Source organism: Polaribacter aquimarinus, assembly GCF_003129485.1.
GTDB classification, from domain to species: Bacteria; Bacteroidota; Bacteroidia; order Flavobacteriales; family Flavobacteriaceae; genus Polaribacter; species Polaribacter aquimarinus.
The window spans coordinates 719479-736003 of record NZ_QFFG01000002.1; the positions used below are offsets into that span (position 1 = coordinate 719479).

The 16525-nt window shown below is 29.6% G+C and carries 20 protein-coding genes; 8 read left to right on the forward strand and 12 right to left on the reverse strand.

What is annotated here, in order from left to right; all coding sequences use genetic code 11:
• Positions 1-90: 90 nt before the first annotated feature.
• The 7 genes from DIS07_RS06820 to DIS07_RS06850 all read right to left on the reverse strand — a co-directional run bounded on the left by DIS07_RS06820 (position 91) and on the right by DIS07_RS06850 (position 5450).
• Positions 91-843 carry a DUF4097 family beta strand repeat-containing protein gene (locus tag DIS07_RS06820; protein ID WP_109404468.1) on the reverse strand — a complete coding sequence of 251 codons (753 nt, stop codon included), beginning with the start codon at positions 841-843 and terminating at the stop codon, positions 91-93.
• Between the two features lie 97 nt (positions 844-940).
• Positions 941-1735 carry a DUF4097 family beta strand repeat-containing protein gene (locus DIS07_RS06825; protein WP_109404469.1) on the reverse strand — a complete coding sequence of 265 codons (795 nt, stop codon included), beginning with the start codon at positions 1733-1735 and terminating at the stop codon, positions 941-943.
• 18 nt (positions 1736-1753) lie between these two features.
• On the reverse strand, positions 1754-2515 hold the full coding sequence (locus DIS07_RS06830; RefSeq protein ID WP_181374555.1) for a HEAT repeat domain-containing protein: 762 nt from the start codon (positions 2513-2515) through the stop codon (positions 1754-1756).
• Positions 2515-3051: an RNA polymerase sigma factor gene (locus tag DIS07_RS06835; protein WP_146190714.1), complete on the reverse strand. Its 537-nt coding sequence runs from the start codon at positions 3049-3051 to the stop codon at positions 2515-2517. The genes DIS07_RS06830 and DIS07_RS06835 overlap by 1 nt, the downstream gene beginning before the upstream one ends.
• A 135-nt stretch (positions 3052-3186) precedes the next feature.
• Positions 3187-3594 carry a large conductance mechanosensitive channel protein MscL gene (mscL, locus tag DIS07_RS06840; protein ID WP_109404576.1) on the reverse strand — a complete coding sequence of 136 codons (408 nt, stop codon included), beginning with the start codon at positions 3592-3594 and terminating at the stop codon, positions 3187-3189.
• A gap of 130 nt (positions 3595-3724) precedes the next feature.
• The gene (gene alr / locus DIS07_RS06845; protein ID WP_109404472.1) at positions 3725-4834 is read right to left on the reverse strand and encodes an alanine racemase; all 1110 of its coding nucleotides are present in this window, start codon (positions 4832-4834) and stop codon (positions 3725-3727) included.
• Positions 4827-5450, reverse strand: coding sequence for a thymidine kinase (locus DIS07_RS06850; protein ID WP_109404473.1), 624 nt, complete (start codon positions 5448-5450; stop codon positions 4827-4829). Before DIS07_RS06850 ends, alr begins: the two co-directional genes overlap by 8 nt.
• 100 nt (positions 5451-5550) lie before the next feature.
• On the opposite strand from DIS07_RS06850, the gene DIS07_RS06855 reads away from it, so the two are divergent.
• From DIS07_RS06855 to DIS07_RS06870, 4 genes are read left to right on the forward strand one after another with little or no spacing between them, the layout of a single operon-like run.
• Positions 5551-6336, forward strand: coding sequence for a hypothetical protein (locus DIS07_RS06855; protein ID WP_109404474.1), 786 nt, complete (start codon positions 5551-5553; stop codon positions 6334-6336).
• A 17-nt stretch (positions 6337-6353) separates the two neighbouring features.
• Complete coding sequence (locus DIS07_RS06860; protein WP_109404475.1) at positions 6354-7334, forward strand: glycosyltransferase family 4 protein; 981 nt, start codon at positions 6354-6356, stop codon at positions 7332-7334.
• Positions 7335-7359: 25 nt separating this feature from the next.
• Positions 7360-7833 carry a hypothetical protein gene (locus DIS07_RS06865; RefSeq protein ID WP_109404476.1) on the forward strand — a complete coding sequence of 158 codons (474 nt, stop codon included), beginning with the start codon at positions 7360-7362 and terminating at the stop codon, positions 7831-7833.
• Between the two features lie 53 nt (positions 7834-7886).
• Positions 7887-8363: a DUF4252 domain-containing protein gene (locus tag DIS07_RS06870; RefSeq protein ID WP_109404477.1), complete on the forward strand. Its 477-nt coding sequence runs from the start codon at positions 7887-7889 to the stop codon at positions 8361-8363.
• 18 nt (positions 8364-8381) lie between these two features.
• Here the strand turns inward: DIS07_RS06870 and DIS07_RS06875 are convergent, their stop codons facing one another.
• Complete coding sequence (locus DIS07_RS06875; RefSeq protein ID WP_109404478.1) at positions 8382-8729, reverse strand: arsenate reductase family protein; 348 nt, start codon at positions 8727-8729, stop codon at positions 8382-8384.
• A gap of 57 nt (positions 8730-8786) precedes the next feature.
• Between DIS07_RS06875 and DIS07_RS06880 the strand changes: the two genes are divergently transcribed.
• The 3 genes from DIS07_RS06880 (at position 8787) to DIS07_RS06890 (ending at position 10978) form a co-directional block, all read left to right on the forward strand.
• Complete coding sequence (locus DIS07_RS06880) at positions 8787-9218, forward strand: hypothetical protein (RefSeq protein ID WP_109404577.1); 432 nt, start codon at positions 8787-8789, stop codon at positions 9216-9218.
• A 15-nt stretch (positions 9219-9233) separates the two neighbouring features.
• The gene (locus DIS07_RS06885; protein ID WP_109404479.1) at positions 9234-9689 is read left to right on the forward strand and encodes a DinB family protein; all 456 of its coding nucleotides are present in this window, start codon (positions 9234-9236) and stop codon (positions 9687-9689) included.
• A 110-nt stretch (positions 9690-9799) separates the two neighbouring features.
• A complete protein-coding gene (locus DIS07_RS06890) occupies positions 9800-10978 on the forward strand; it encodes a cystathionine gamma-synthase (RefSeq protein WP_262503125.1) in 1179 nt (392 codons plus the stop codon).
• 78 nt (positions 10979-11056) lie between these two features.
• Here DIS07_RS06890 and DIS07_RS06895 read toward each other — a convergent pair whose 3' ends face one another.
• The 3 genes from DIS07_RS06895 to DIS07_RS06905 form a co-directional block, all read right to left on the reverse strand.
• Complete coding sequence (locus DIS07_RS06895) at positions 11057-11848, reverse strand: THC0290_0291 family protein (protein ID WP_109404481.1); 792 nt, start codon at positions 11846-11848, stop codon at positions 11057-11059.
• 65 nt (positions 11849-11913) lie between these two features.
• On the reverse strand, positions 11914-13527 hold the full coding sequence (locus tag DIS07_RS06900) for an Ig-like domain-containing protein (RefSeq protein WP_109404482.1): 1614 nt from the start codon (positions 13525-13527) through the stop codon (positions 11914-11916).
• 56 nt (positions 13528-13583) lie between these two features.
• On the reverse strand, positions 13584-14270 hold the full coding sequence (locus tag DIS07_RS06905; RefSeq protein ID WP_109404483.1) for a ComF family protein: 687 nt from the start codon (positions 14268-14270) through the stop codon (positions 13584-13586).
• A gap of 127 nt (positions 14271-14397) precedes the next feature.
• Between DIS07_RS06905 and DIS07_RS06910 the strand changes: the two genes are divergently transcribed.
• On the forward strand, positions 14398-15939 hold the full coding sequence (locus DIS07_RS06910) for a glycine--tRNA ligase (protein WP_109404484.1): 1542 nt from the start codon (positions 14398-14400) through the stop codon (positions 15937-15939).
• A gap of 78 nt (positions 15940-16017) precedes the next feature.
• Here DIS07_RS06910 and DIS07_RS06915 read toward each other — a convergent pair whose 3' ends face one another.
• A complete protein-coding gene (locus DIS07_RS06915; RefSeq protein WP_109404485.1) occupies positions 16018-16515 on the reverse strand; it encodes a DUF3575 domain-containing protein in 498 nt (165 codons plus the stop codon).
• Between the last annotated feature and the right edge of the window lie 10 nt (positions 16516-16525).

Below are 16525 nucleotides of genomic sequence, written 5' to 3' on the forward strand. Positions count from 1 at the left end.
TTTTTTTGAGTTTAGAAACAAACTAAATTAAAAAACAACCAACTTCAAAAAAAATAGAAGTTGGTTGTTTAAACAAAGCTTGGGTTGATGTTATATTTTTCGCAAGTAAATATCTCCGCTTATAGTATTTAATTTTAAAGAAGCGGTTCCTTTTTTAATCGTTGCTACTATTTTAGAGCCATAACTTCTTTTCTTTTTATTTTCATTAAAATCGATATCTAAATCAGAATAAATGCCACCTGTTAGAGTTTTTGCTTCAAATTTAGCATCAGCAACAAAAATGTCAATATCACCACTAATGGTTTTTAATCGCATTTCTTTAGAGTGTTTTTTTACGGTAATATTACCGCTAATTAGATCTAAATTTAAGACGCCTGCATAATTTTCTGCCACCACACTTCCAGAAATGCTTTTTACTTTTAATTCCATTTTTTTAGGAACATAAATTACGTAGTTTACAATATTACTGTGCTTATGGCTGTGGCAATTATCATCATCTTTTTTGCTGTCTTTATCATCGCCTTTATGCGAATGTTTATGACTGTAATAGCTTCTGTATTTCTTAAAATAATCTCCATAATCTGAGTTTATTTTTAACATTCCGCCAATGTTATCTGTTTTTAGAGAAAAGTAATCATTGTGTTCGTTGTCATCCAAATTAACAGTAGCTTCAACAGAAATTTCGTTTTTATTCCAGTTTTTAATAATGATGTTATTTGCGAATTTTAAGTGAACATAAACGTTTTCAACGTTATTGCTTTTTACATTTTTTGTTACTTTTTTTTGTGCCGTTAGGTTACTAAAAGTCAATAGTAATCCTATGAAGAAGAGATGTCTTTTCATTTTTTTAGTATTTTAAATTAATGTGAATTAGTGTCTTTATTTCATTTAGAGCACAGTTAAAAACGATTAAATTACGCTCGAAATGAGTAAAGGAAATTTATTTCTTTCTAAGATAAATGTTACCCATAGAAGATTTAATGTAGATTTTTACACCACCATTATTCAATTTAGAAACAATGCTTTTTCGACCACTTACATTAGGCATTCCTTTTTTAGTTGGAATCTCAAAATCGAAATTTGTGTACACAGTTCCTTGTGTTTTTAATTCTAAATTAGCTTTGGTGTTTCCTGGTAAAGCAACATCAATTTCTGAGACTGAAGAACTAATGGTTATAGGAGATTTCTGATTTACTTTATCAAAATCGATATCAATTTTACCAACACTAGTATTAGCTGTAATTGGTCCGGTTACATTTTTCATAATTATTTTACCAACATTTGTCTCTGCTTCTACTTCACCAGTAAAACCATAAACTTCTATTCCTCCTAAATTACCAGCATCTATAGATACATTCATATTTTTGGGTAATGCAAACTTAAGTCCATGTCGTTGATGCATCGATTTTAAATCGGTAACATACAAAACGTTACCTTCTTTTTTGATTGAAAAGCCAAATCCATTTGTATTATCTTTTCCTCCAGGATAAATAGCAGTTAAGCCTTTTCTTTTTTCTTCTTTTGTCTTATCGCTTGTATGCCAACGACTGTGTCTTTGATGGTCATTTGCATTGTCTTGTATAACTAATTGAGATGAGTTTACTGCGTTTAATACAATTCTTGTATTGCTACTTAATACTACCTTGGTAATTCCTGATAAAGCGTATTTAAATTCCTTTTTTTGGGCGGTGACAATAGCACTAATAAATAGTATAACTATACATATTTTTTTCATAATTTCTAGATGTTTCTTTTATAATAATGTGGGTAAATTAATTTGTATTTCTTGTTTTACAAACTCAGGTGTTTCTTCGTTTGATAGCATTTTTTCCATAGGTTTGATAGCTCTTTTTTCTTGAATTTTTGCCAAAATGTGAATTAACTCTATTTGTACAGATGAGTTTTTCTCGGTTGCTAGTGATTTTATTAAAGCTTCTCGAACCATCTCTCTTGATGAAAATTTAGACAAAACTTCTGCAGCAGCCAAACGTACATTTGTATTTTTATCAAAAAATAATCTGTTGATTAAAGCTTCAATAATTTTGGTGTCTTCTTGTGTAAATTCCTCTGCGTTGGTAACTGCTAAAATTCGCTTACTTGCAGAATTGTTTTCTAACATAGCTAACACTTCTTGTTTGTTTTCTTCTTTTATATTCGCAATTTTGGTAATGTCAGATTGATGTTTTCCAAACAGAAAAGCACTAATTACTATAGCGATACTTGCAGCTATTTTTAAAAACGATTTCCAGTCTTGTTTTGGCTGTAATTGTACAACTTTTGGTTTGCTGTTTTCAATTTCTTGCGCCAGCATTTCTTCAAAACTTGCTTTTAAATTAGATGAAGGAATTTCCATTTCTTTAGTATCAAAAGCTGATAAAAAAGAGATGATTTCCTCGAATTCTTTTTGACAAGCATTACAAGTAGATAAGTGTTTTTTTACATCAGAATTTACAACTTCTGATAAATCATCTTCTATGAATTGTGATAAGTTTTCCTGTATTTCGTTACATTTCATCATACTGTTGTTTGAAAATAGATGTCTTTTAATTTCTTAAGAGCTCTATGCACTTTTACTTTTACGGCATTTTCATTGCTGCCTACAATTTGAGCTATTTGCTCGTATTTAATTTCTTGAAAACGATGCATTACAATCAATTCTCTATCAGAATTAGAAAGTTTTAACAATGCTTTCTGTAAATGATCTAACTCTTCTTGCCTACTCTCAGAAACTAAAGTTTCATTGGCTTCCAATTTATCATCATCAATAACATTAGAACGTTCTTTTTTTGTTTTTTGATAATGAGTTGAAAATATATTGCGAGCAATTGTATATATCCAAGCAGCAAAATTTCCGTTTTTGTAAGACGTTTTGTACTTAATTACTTTTAAGAAAACATCTTGAGTTAAATCTTCACTAACCATTTTATTTTGAATCATTTTGTTGAAAAAGTTATAAATACGCACATTGTACCTATCAAACAGAATTGATAACAATTCTAATTTGCCATTGGCAATTTGCAACATGAGTTCCTCGTCAGTTAAATGTTTCAAGGTTGATTTTGGTTAGTTTCTATTCTTAAAACCATCAATTTACAAAAAGGTTACATTTTTAATTTAAAAAAGTATAGAAATAAAAAAAAATCCCAAGCTATTGCTTGGGATTTGGAAAGATATAAATTGTGAAATTTATTTTTTATTAGCTAATAAGTCTCTTATTTCTGCTAATAAATCTTCTTGACTTGGTCCTTTTGGAGCTTCTGGTTTAGGTTCTTCTTTCTTTTTAGTGGCATTAACACCTTTTACAATTAAGAACATTACAAAAGCAACAATAATAAAGTCGATTACATTGGTTAAGAAATCTCCGTATAAAACTGCGACTTCTCCCGAAACTTTTCCTGCTGCATCTGCAACACCTTCTTTAACAATCCATTTAAGGCTTTTAAAGTCGGTATCGAATAATAATCCGATTAAAGGAGAAACAATTCCTCCGGTAAAAGAAGTTACAACTTGTTTAAAAGCTGCACCCATAACAAAACCTACTGCAATGTCTACAAGGTTCCCCTTCATTGCAAAGTCTTTGAATTCTTTAAGCATTCCCATTATTTGTTGTTTTTAATTAGTTTATCTATGCTAAGATATAAAAAATGTTTTTTTTGGTGTTTTTTATTCGATGAGAAGTATAATTTAGGCTTTTAAAGGTTCTTTTTTTTCAAAATAGAAAAGTTTAGTCTTTTCCTTGTTTTAAAATTTTTGATACTCGTTGCGAAATGGCAGTTAAGGTTTCATAAACAATAGTTTCAGAAACATCAGCAATATGTTGAAGCATGTCTTGAGAGTTAAAAATGATAACTTCATCACCTTCTTTACAATCAATTTTAGTAACATCAACCATAATCATATCCATGCAAACATTACCAATAATTTTTGCTTTTTGATTGTTGATGATTACAAAACCTTTTTTATTTCCTAATTTTCTAGACAAACCATCTGCGTGACCAACAGGAATTGTAGCAGATTTTGTAGGTTTTTTGGCTACAAAAGCTCTATTGTAACCCACAGTTTCTCCTGGTTCTATCAAATGAATTTGAGAAATAATCGATTTTAAATTATGTGTGTTTTTAAGTTGAGCAGTTTCTTTTTCATCGTTTCCAAAACCATATAAACCTATACCAACTCTCACCATATCAAATTGTGCTTTGGCATAATTTACTACACCAGAAGTATTTAAAATATGCAACATAGGTTCATAACCTAAATGTTTGTAGAACTGTTGCGCGGTGTAAGCAAAGTTGTTAATTTGATTAACGGTAAAATCTTGTTCTTCAACATCTTCACTTGCAGCTAAATGAGAAAATAAAGATTGTACTTTAACGTGATTTGTTTCTTTTAAACTAGTAATAATTTTAGGAATATCTGTATGCCAAAATCCTAATCTATTTAACCCAGTATTGAATTTTATATGAATAGGATAATTCATCAACGGAATTTCATCTGCCAGTTTTAAAAAAGCATTAAAAATTTTAAAATTGTATAAATTAGGTTCTAGTTTATAATCTATAATAGATTTTAGGTTTGGTGTTTGCGGATGCAAAACCAATATAGGCGTTTTAATACCTGCTTCTCTCAAGGCAATTCCTTCAACTGCATAAGCAACAGCAAAATAATCTACCTTATCTGCTAAAAATTGAGCTATTTGAACTCCATCAGAACCATATCCAAAAGCTTTTACCACAGCCAAAATTTTGGTTTCAGGTTGTAGCTTTTTTTTGAAATACTCTAGGTTATGTTGTAACGCATTTCCATCTATCTCTAAAACCGTAACGTGATTATTCATTTGCAGAACTTTCTTTTTGGGAATTTTTTTCTTCTTTCTGATTTCTTACTGCTTTGTAATAAGCTGCTCTACTTAAAGGTTCGTATTCTTGTGTTTCGCCTAATAAAACCAAATCATCATTTTGTGCCTTTCTAAAACTGTAATGTGCTAAATTTCCTGTGTGGGTACAAACTGCGTGCACTTTTGTTACATATTCTGCAGTTGCCATTAAAGCTGGCATTGGGCCAAAAGGATTTCCTTTAAAATCCATATCTAAACCAGCAACAATTACACGAATTCCTCTATTTGCCAAATCGTTACAAACAGCAACAATTTCATCATCAAAAAATTGCGCTTCATCAATGCCAACTACATCAACATCATTGGCTAATAATCTAATATTTGAAGAAACAGGAACAGGAGTTGAGCGAATTCTATTGTCATTATGAGAAACCACTTCCTCATCATCATAACGAACATCAACCGCAGGTTTAAAAATCTCTACACGTTGTTTGGCAAATTGTGCGCGTTTTAGGCGTCTAATCAGTTCTTCTGTTTTACCAGAAAACATTGAGCCACAAATTACTTCAATCCATCCAAATTGTTCTGTATGATTTACGGTATTTTCAAGAAACATTTTGTAATTTTAGGCGTTAGAGTTATAGATTTCCTGTTACTTTGAGTTTTAGCAAATTTATGAATATTTACGAGTAAAAAATAAAATCAACTTACAACTTATGCACAAAAGATTAGAAAACGATTTAATGTCTCTTGCTCACGAGATTTTACAAATGAAAGATAAAGATGATGTATTTGCACTAAAAGAAAAGGCAAAAGAAATTTATGAGAAATTATCTTTATTAGCTTTTGTTGAAGAATACATAGCAACAACTCCTGATCTAGATGAAACTAAAGAAGAATTAGTTGCAAAAGTTGACAAAGCTCTGGAATTAAAAGAGATTATTGATGAAGTTGTTGAAGAAAAAAAGGATGAAGAAAAAGTAGTGCATCAATTGGTAGAAGAAATTCAAGAAATTACAGAAGAACCTAAAAAGGTAATTGAGGAAAAGGTGGCAATTAAAGTTGAAGAAATTATAGAGCAACCTTTTGATGAATTAGAATCACTAATGTTTGAGCCAGAACAACCAGAAATGTCTTTTAAGAATGATGTAAAAGATGTTGGAGAAAGAAAAACGGCAACTTTAGAAGAAGAATTGCAAGACACCATTCCTGTGGATGAAATTGCCGATTTATTTGATGCTCCAGCGCCAGCAAAATCTTTAAATGATAAATTGTCAACCAACATTCAAATTGGTTTAAATGATAGAATTGCTTTTGTAAAGAATTTGTTTGATGGAAGTCAAGAAGATTTTAATAGAGTTGTTTCTCAGTTAAATACTTATTCGTCTGAAAAAGAAGCTAAAAAATTCATAGATAAAATGGTAAAGCCAGATTACGATTGGTCTAATCAAGAAGAATTAGAAACTCGTTTTATGGAAATTGTAGAACGCAAATTTACTTAATATTCAAACTTCAATTATTGAAACCTATTTTAATTCATACTCATTTTCACAGACGCAGAACAGGAGTAACCAGAAGTATAGAAAACGTACTACCTTTTTTTGAGGATAAATACGAAACTTATATCTACGGTTATAATGTAGAAGGAAAGAAAATTTCTTTTTCTGAATTAAAAAAACTATTGTTTTCCAATCGAGAAGTTGTTGTGCATTGTCATCGAAATAACGAGATAATGAGAATGTTGTTTTTGCGTTTTTTAGGCGCTAAATTTAAGTTGATTGCTACACGTCACGCAGAAACGGTTCCTTCTGGTTTAACGATGAAACTGCTAAAAAAAGCCGATAAAGTTGTTACGCTTATAAAAAGCATGAGTGACAATTTAGGGATAGAAAATACTGTTGTTGGTCACGGAATTGATATCGAGAAATTCAAACCCAGTAATTCTAAAAAACTTTCTAATATCTCACAAGAGAATATAATTCTTTGTGCAGGAAGAGTAAGAAAACCCAAAGGACAAGTAATCTTGTTAGAAGCTGCAAAAGTGCTAAAAAATCATGAAAATTGGGCTTTGGTAATTGTTGGAAAAGTAGATAAACCTGATTTTCTAGAAGAATTAAAAACGATTGCAAAGAAATATCAAATAGAAAACCAAGTGTATTTTATAGATGAAACTTCAGATATTGTTTCTTATTATCAAGCATCAAAGATTGCATTGGTTCCTAGTTTTTCAGAAGGATTTTCTTTAGTAACAGCAGAAGCTATGGCTTGTGAATGTTCTGTTATTGCTACAAAAAATGTTGGAGTGCATTCAGAATTAATCACTCACCAAAAAAATGGCTATTTATTTGAAGTTGGTAATATTTCTGAATTAGAAGATTTATTAGAAAAATCAATCACCAATCAAATTCCACTTTTAGGACAAGAAGCAAGAGCAGAAATTCTTGAAAATTGGAGTGCCCAAAAAGAAGCAGAAGGTTTAATAAAAGTATATAAATCTTAATAAAAACCCTAAAACAAATTAAAAAATGAAAAAATTATTCTTTACAATTATTTTATGTTTAGTAGCATTTTCTAATATAAATGCTCAAAAAATTGAAATGAAAAAATCTTTTGGAACCAATATGTATATGCAAGATGGAAAAAGGTTGAATGCAAAACAATTAACAGATTTAATGAAAGGTAATGAGAAAGCTTTATCAGCCATAAAAAAAGCCAAAACTAATAATACTTGGGCTACAGTTTTAGGAGGAGCAGGAGGTTTTTTAGTAGGATTTCCAATAGGAACATCAATTGGAGGTGGAGATGCAAAATGGGAGTTAGCAGCAGTTGGAGCAGGTTTAATAGTGGCTGCAATTCCATTAAACTCTGCCTATAATAAACACTCCAAAAAAGCTGTAAATTTATACAATAACGAAATTTCTTCTAGTGCTTATCATTTTAAACCAGAGTTTAACCTAAATTTAAAAGGAACAGGTTTAGGAATTACAATGAGTTTTTAAACCAAATTGTAACAATTTGTTTTCATAATCGTCTGAAAGGAAAACCAAATATTATGAGACAATTAGTAACAGTAATATGCGCACTTTTTATGGTAAGCGCTGTAGCACAAGAAACTACTTTTAAGAAATTTTATAAAACCCACAAAGAGAAGTCAGCTTTTTCATTGAATTTATCAGCGTCTTTTGCAGGTTCTTTTTTAAGTGATGATGATAATGAAGACTTGCAAAAACTATTAAAAAAATCAGGAGATTTTAAATTAATGGTGTTTAATAATGAAGATGCCTCTGTATCTAAAGATTTTAAAAGATACATAAGAAAGTATAAGTTAAAAACAATGGTACGTTTTAAAGGTGATGATGGCAAAGCATCGTTTTATATTTTGAAGAAAAACGATATTGTAAAAGAAATTATTTTAAAAGCAAATAGCGATGATGATAAGTTAGTTTTATTCGGATTAAAAACAAATTTAACAACAGACGAACTAGCAGAAATGATGTCAAATTCCAATATTAATATCACCACAGATTAATAAAATAAAAGAGAAGATTTAACCAATCTTCTCTTTTACTTTTTCTACTTCTTTCTTACTATTTCCAATAAAAATTTCATCGTTAATAATAAATACAGGACGCTTTAAAAAAGTATATTCATCTAGCAAATATTGTCTATAATCTGCTTCAGATAATTCCTGATTTTTCAAATCCATTGCCTTGTAGAGTTTTGCACGTTTGTTAAATAACGCTTCATAACTCCCAGAAAGCACATACATTTCTTCCAACTGAGCAACAGTAATATTATTTGCCTTTATTTCTTGTCGCTCAAAACTCTCTGTATTTACCTCTTTTAAAATTCTTCTGCAAGTGTCACAAGTTTGTAAAAAATAGACTTTCTTCATTTTTAATAAATTATATTTACACTATCAAAATTACATATAAAAAAACAAGTGAATGCTATGAGACAAATAATTATTCTATTAGCTTTTTTATTATCAAGTTATGGCTTTTCTGCTCAAACTGAAAATTTAAAAAATGTTTCTGAAACTCAAAAAATATCAAAAAGAGTTGCAAATTTATTTAAAGAAAACAAAATCACTTTAGCTTTTAATGAATTAAAGCCTTATTGGCCTTTACCCAGTAACGAATTGGAATCTTTAGAAGAAAAAACAATAAAATATATAAATATTATCGAAAGTAGATTTGGTAAATCTATAAACTTTTTAAAAGTTAAAAATGAAACTATTTCAGATATTGCAATTAGAGAAACCTATATTATTCAATATACAAATAGTGCAATTCGTTTAATATTTACTTATTATAAGAATAACAAAGGATGGATTATAAATGCTTTTAAGTGGGATGATTCATTTGAAGAAGAATTTAAATAAATAATGATATAAAAAATGAAGAATCAATTCGATGTTTTAAGAAAATCTCGTGAACTCGTTATAAAAGAGTTAGAAGGTTTAACTATAGAGCAAATTCATAAAATTCCAACCGGATTTAAAAACAATATTGCTTGGAATGTTGCCCATTTAGTAGTTACTCAGCAATTGTTGCACTATAAATTATCAGGCTTAAGCCCTTTGTGTCCAGACGATTTAATTGAGGAACACAGAAAAGGAACTTCACCAACAAAAACTTTTACAGCAGAAGAGTTTGAAGAAGTAAAAGAATTGTTAGTTGGGTTGCCAAATGCTTTACAAGAAGACTTCGAAGCGGGTATTTTCGAGAATTATCAAGAATATCCTACAAGCACAGGTTTTGTGTTGACTTCCATAGAAAATGCGATTCCTTTTAACAATTTTCACGAAGGGATTCACTACGGAATTATAAGGTCTATTAAAAAGTTTTTATAGAAGCTTTTTCCAGCTTTCGCTACTCGCTTTTTTGATACTTTCAATAAAAATATATTTTTATTTCAGTAACTCAAAAAGAGCTTAGACAAACCGCTCAATCTGGGCTAAACTTGTTTGCTAACTATAAGAAAACTAAAAAAATGAAATTCAATACAAAAACCATTCACGGAGGTCAAAAGCCAGAAGAAGCAACAGGTTCTGTAATGCCACCCGTTTTTTTAACATCAACATTTGCGCAATCTAGTCCAGGAAATCATAAAGGTTATGCTTACGGAAGAGGTACAAACCCAACAAGAACTGCTTTAGAAAATAGTTTTGCAGCCATAGAAAACGGAACTCACGGTTTTGCATTTGCCTCAGGAATGGCTGCTATAGATTGTGTTTTACGCTTATTAAAACCAGGAGATGAGGTGATTGCAGGAGATGATTTGTATGGAGGAACGTATAGAATGTTTACACAACTATTCCAAAAATACGGATTAGAGTTTTCTTATGTAGATATGGATGATGTTAAGAATGTATCTGATGCAATTACTCAAAAAACAAAATTAATTTGGATAGAAACTCCTACAAATCCGTTAATGAAAATTGCAGATATCGAATCGATTTCATCATCAGTAAAAGAGGTTAATTCTAATATCATAGTTGCTGTAGATAATACGTTTGCAACTCCTTATTTGCAGAAACCATTAGATTTAGGTGCGGATATAGTTATGCATTCTGCTACAAAATATTTAGGCGGACATTCAGATTTGTTAATGGGTGCATTAATGGTAAAAGATGAAAAATTAGCCAAAGAAATACATTTTATTCAATTTGCTGCAGGGGCAATTGCTGCACCTATGGATTCTTTTTTAGCCTTAAGAGGTATAAAAACGCTACACATTAGAATGCAACGTCATTGCGAAAATGGTAAAGCTGTCGCTAAATTTTTAAAAAACCATCCAAAAGTTGGTGAAGTCTATTATCCCGGGTTTAAAGATCATCCAAATCACGAAGTAGCCACAAAACAAATGAAAGATTTTGGTGGTATGGTTTCTTTTCGATTAAAAGATCAAAGCAAAGAAGTGGCGTTTCAATTTCTAGAAAACACGCAAATTTTTACTTTGGCTGAATCTTTAGGAGGCGTAGAAAGTTTGGTAAATCATCCAGTAACAATGTCTCATGGATCTATACCCGAAAAAGAACGCCTAAAAGTTGGTATAACAGATTCTTTAATTCGCTTAAGTGTTGGTATTGAAGATATAGAAGATTTACTTGCTGATTTAGAATTCGCATTAAATACATAAAAAAAAGAGTGCCAATCGGCACTCTTTTTTTGTATTTGAATAATTAAATTAGGGGATTATTCAAATGCTTTTTTTGGGTTAATATAACAATGGAGTACTAAAGTTAAGATGGTAAACTAGTCCAAATTGTATATTGAGTAACCAATCATTATTTTTATTTTCTATTACACTTGCTTGTAAACCATCAATAGTATCAGAAAAGAAGTATTGATAAGCAAATTGAGTAACTAAATCGATTTTAGGAGCTAATTTAAACCTTGTACCAAGTCCTAATTGAACTGAAAAAGCTTGATTTGAGCCAATTTCTAGTGCATTTTCTAACGTGTACTTTTGGGGAAGAATGTTTATATCTTGCTGCCAATCACCTAAATCAGAACTTAAACCAGTTGTATAACTAGAGTATTTTATACCAAAAGTTAGAAAAGGATTAAAATACATTTCTGAATATGGGTAAACAAACTCTTCTAATGGATTTAGAAAATACTCTAAATTTACTCCAAGGCTTAACATTCTTAGTGAGCCTTTCATGGACTTTAGTTTAACTCCAGCTGCAGATTTTTTTTTCGCCCATTTTCCATGATGAAGTAGTTCTGTATTACTAATGTAGTGTATTTCAGATTTAACCATTAAATGGTTGTGAAGTACATTGTTGGGGTCCCAACGCAAAGTTTTATTGTAAAAACTAAGGTAGTGTGCAATGGAATATGTTGTTCCATTGTTGCTCCAATCGCTTGCAAAATTTCCTCTTTGTCCGTAATCGCTTTGTAAACTAGTAGAACCAACAAAAGCACCAATGTCATGGGTAAAATGTTGAGCCTGTAAATCTAGAATAAAAACAATTACAAAAAGAATTGTTATAGGGGTTTTCAAGATTAGGGGTCTTAAAGTATTTGGTCAAATATATGGTAAAATTAGTTTACCAACAAAAAAAAGAGTTAATTTTTAATGTTAAAGACCTCATTTAAATAGTAATTAGCTCTTAATTCTAGTTCTTCTGGAAAGTAAATTATTTTTTCTGGAGCTTCTTTTTTTAGGTAATTACCAGTATCCCATTTATTATTATTATTCTTATCTATAATTGCTCTTATTATATATTTCTGAGGTCTCAGTAAATCGAAAACAAGAGTAGCATTACCTTTTACAAATCTTCTTTTAACTAATAATTCTTTATTAGATTTCTTAAGTAATTCAACGATTAAATTTTCAGAATTTGGATTTAAAACATTTAAAGTAATTCTCCCGTAATCTTCAATTTCTTTGGTTCTAAAATTAAATTTAAGGGTATCATTTTTACAAGCATAAATGTCAAAAATTGCATTAGGTAAAATCTTAAGTTTATATTTTTGTTGAGGTTTTTTTTCAAAAAGTAAAGCCAATTTGTTTTCTTTTTCAGAAACTATTGTTTTAAAAGGTACAGCAATTGTATCCTTATCAGTTAATGAAATTTTGCTGGTATCAATTTTAACAATAGGGTTGTTATAGGTTAAGAAAAAAGTATCTCTTAAGTGCAGTGTATTTTTAATCGAAGAACTAATTGATAGAGAATCAATTTTTTTCTTTCTGAGTTTAACTGTTACTGTATCTATAAATTCATTATTAGATACTATAAAATTTAAAGAATCTACTTCTATAGGAGTAAACCAATAATTTAAAGTATCTCTGTTAATCTCTACTTTTGAAATACTTCTGTATTTTTCAGGAACTTTAGATAATAGTTTTACTTTAAAATCTGTTCTTTTACCATTAAAACCAAATAATATTTTTCCTTTAGAAACTTCTTTTGCTTTTCTAAATTTATACGCTTGAGTTTCTTTAAAAAGTATTATAGGTTTGCTTACAATACTGTCTTGAGGTAGGTTTATAGTGTCTTTTAAAAAACCTATTTTATCAATTTTTGGATCAAAAAGATAGTCACTAGAACTTTCTTTTAAAGCAAACATAAAGTATTTTCCTTTTCTTAGGTTGGTAAAATTGAAAAGTGTAGTGTCTGATGTATTTGTTACATAGTTTGGTTTCTTCTTATATATAATAGAATCGTTATAATTACTATCTATTCTGTATAACAACACATTTACATTTCTTGGAGTTTCTTTATTGTAAGCATCTTTAATACTTCCTTTAGTTTCAAGAGAATCTATATAAGTCCCAGTTGAAAATACATATTTAAAGCCTTCAAGAGTATTACTTTCATTATTATCTTCAACAGCATTACCAAAATTAAAAATATAAGTGGTATTTTTTTTTAGTGTATCTAAAATCTCGATATTTAAAAATTTACTAGCAGATCCCTGAGGAGAAATTACAAGTGGGTTTTTTAGAGGAGGAGATACAATTAATTGTTTGTTTAGATCTTTTAATTTAATAAATTCATTAAAATAAAGTTTTATTTCTTTTTTATCAAAATTGATAGATTCATATGGAGGTTTAGAGGTAACAAAAAGAGGAGCTTCTTCATCTTTTGGTCCTCCTTCTGGTCTTCCAGTTCTTGCGCAATTGGAAAATACTACAATAATAACGCTTAAAAAAAGAAATCTAAAAAATGGTTTCACAAAAAGTAAATTTTCTACAAATTAACAATATATTTTTGATTTAAAAATCATAAATTTTACTCGGTGTAGGCCATAGTTAAAATACTAATTTTTATTCCTTTGCTTTTTTGTAATTCTTTGATACAGGCTTCTAATGTTGCACCTGTGGTAACTACATCATCGATTAACAGTATGTTTTTGTAAGCTAAAGTTTTCGTGTTTTTTAATAAAAACTTAGTTTCATTATTATTAAAACGTTCAAATCTAGATTTAAAGGTTTGTGTTTTAGAAGTAGATATTCTTATTAAAACATCTTGTACAAAAGGTTTATTTAAATAATAACTTAATCGGTAACCGTATTTAGAAACTTGATTATAACCTCTTTTTTTTAATTTTATGGGATGAAGAGGAACAGGAATGATAATATCTATATGGTTAAACTCTTTAGTTTCTTTTAAAATCTCTCCTTGCCAATCTCCAAAGAAAACCCCTACTTTTTCATTTTCTTTATATTTAAGTTGATGAATTAACTTTTGTGTAATTCCCTCTTTTCTAAAGTAAAATAAGGAATTTGCTTTATCAATAGATACTCTTCCATCAAAAATTCTTTTTACTTTATTGTTTTCGAAATCAATAAAGTTAGTTAGAGGTAAGTCATGTCTGCAAAATGTACACAGAAAATCTTCGTTTTGTAATAAATTTGTATCACAATTTATGCAGAGTTCAGGATAAAATATCTTAAAAAGGTTTTTAAAAATTTTCATATTTTTCTTAGCAATTCTGATTAAAGATAAGTAAAAATATAAATATCCAAGAATTAGAAATCAATCGATAAACTTGATTCATTTTTTTATTGAAAAATTTATGCAAACGTTTATCTTTGCGCTCATTATGGCAAAACAAGAAGATCAGTTTAAAAAAGTGTTATCGCACGCAAAAGAGTATGGTTATGTATTTCAGTCTTCTGAAATTTATGATGGTTTAAGTGCGGTTTATGATTATGCTCAAAACGGAGTTGAGTTAAAGAAAAATATTAGAGAGTATTGGTGGAAAGCAATGGTGCAAATGCATGAAAATATTGTAGGTATAGATGCTGCAATTTTAATGCATCCAACCACTTGGAAAGCATCTGGTCACGTAGATGCTTTTAATGATCCATTAATTGATAATAAAGATTCAAAGAAGCGTTATAGAGCAGATGTTTTAATTGAAGATTATTGTGCCAAAATAGAAGGTAAAATAAATAAAGAAGTTACAAAAGCAGCAAAACGTTTTGGAGATGCTTTTAATAAAGAGGAATTCCTTTCTACAAACGGTAGAGTTTCAGGTTACCAAGAAAAAATCAATACAATTTTAGCGAGAATGGGTAAATCTTTAGAGAATGAAGATTTAGCAGATGTTAAATTGTTAATAGAAGAATTAGAGATTGCAGATCCTTTAACAGGTTCTAAAAACTGGACAGAAGTAAAGCAATTTAATCTAATGTTTGGAACTCAAATTGGTGCTTCTGCAGAAAGTTCTACTCAGGTTTATTTAAGACCAGAAACTGCCCAAGGTATTTTTGTAAACTTTTTAAATGTTCAGAAAACTGGACGTATGAAAATTCCCTTCGGAATTGCACAAACAGGTAAAGCCTTTAGAAATGAAATTGTTGCAAGACAATTTATTTTTAGAATGCGTGAGTTTGAGCAAATGGAAATGCAGTTTTTTGTAAAACCAGGAACTCAAAAAGAGTGGTATGAAGCATGGAAAGAAACGCGTTTAAAATGGCACCTTTCTTTAGGAATGGGAGAAGAAAATTATCGTTTTCATGACCATGATAAATTAGCACACTATGCAGATGCAGCAGCAGATATTGAGTTTAATTTTCCTTTCGGATTTAAAGAATTAGAAGGAATTCACTCAAGAACAGACTTCGATTTAAAAGCACATGAAGAATATTCTGGTAAGAAATTACAATATTTCGATCATGAAGAAAATAAAAGTTACGTGCCATATGTGGTAGAAACTTCTATTGGTTTAGACAGAATGTTTTTGGCTGTTTTCTCAAATTCTTTACAAGAAGAAACTTTAGATAATGGAACTACAAGAACAGTTTTAAAATTACCAGCAGTATTAGCACCTTTTAAAGCAGCAGTTTTACCTTTGGTTAAAAAAGATGGTTTGCCAGAAGTTGCCCGTAAAATTATGGACGATTTAAAATGGGATTTCAACGTTTTTTATGATGAAAAGGATGCAGTTGGTAAACGTTATAGAAGACAAGATGCAGCAGGAACTCCATTTTGTATTACAGTAGATCATAACACTTTAGAAGATAATTGTGTAACAATTAGACATAGAGATACTATGGAGCAAAAAAGAGTTGCAATTGCTGATTTAAGAGAAATTATTAAAGCTGAGGTAGCTATAAAAACTTGGTTACAGAAAATGTAATTTTTACAGCATTATTAAACAAAAAAATCCGTTAGAATTTATTTCTAACGGATTTTTTATTTTTGCGTAAAGTTTATTTTAAAATCTCCATCCAACATTTAAACCTAATCTAGGTACTAAAATAGGAGAATCTGTTCCAAATAAATTTCTTCCTACCCCTCCATAAATATCAATAACTAAGCCACCATCAGAAACATATTTAGTTCCAATAGCGATACCTAAGGCGCCATCAGTATATTTTTTATTGAAGTTCCCAGAATTTTTTACAGATTCTGATTTTCCAGCATTGATTCCTATAAAACCTTCTCCAAAAAAGTTCCACTTGTAATCGGATGTAAAATAATGACGATAATAAGGTGTTATCATAATGTTTTCATTGTATCGAAATGAAACATCTTGTTTTGCTAAATTAAAAAGGGCAGATAAACCAAAAGAAGATTCATCAGAAAGGTAACTTTCATAAGAAAACTCTAAACTTCTTATTACCAAAGCATCTCCAATATCTAATTTTATTTCTTGTTGGGAATAACTTAGAGAGCTTATTAAAAGTCCAAAAGCCAAAAGTATTTTTTTCATAATATTATTT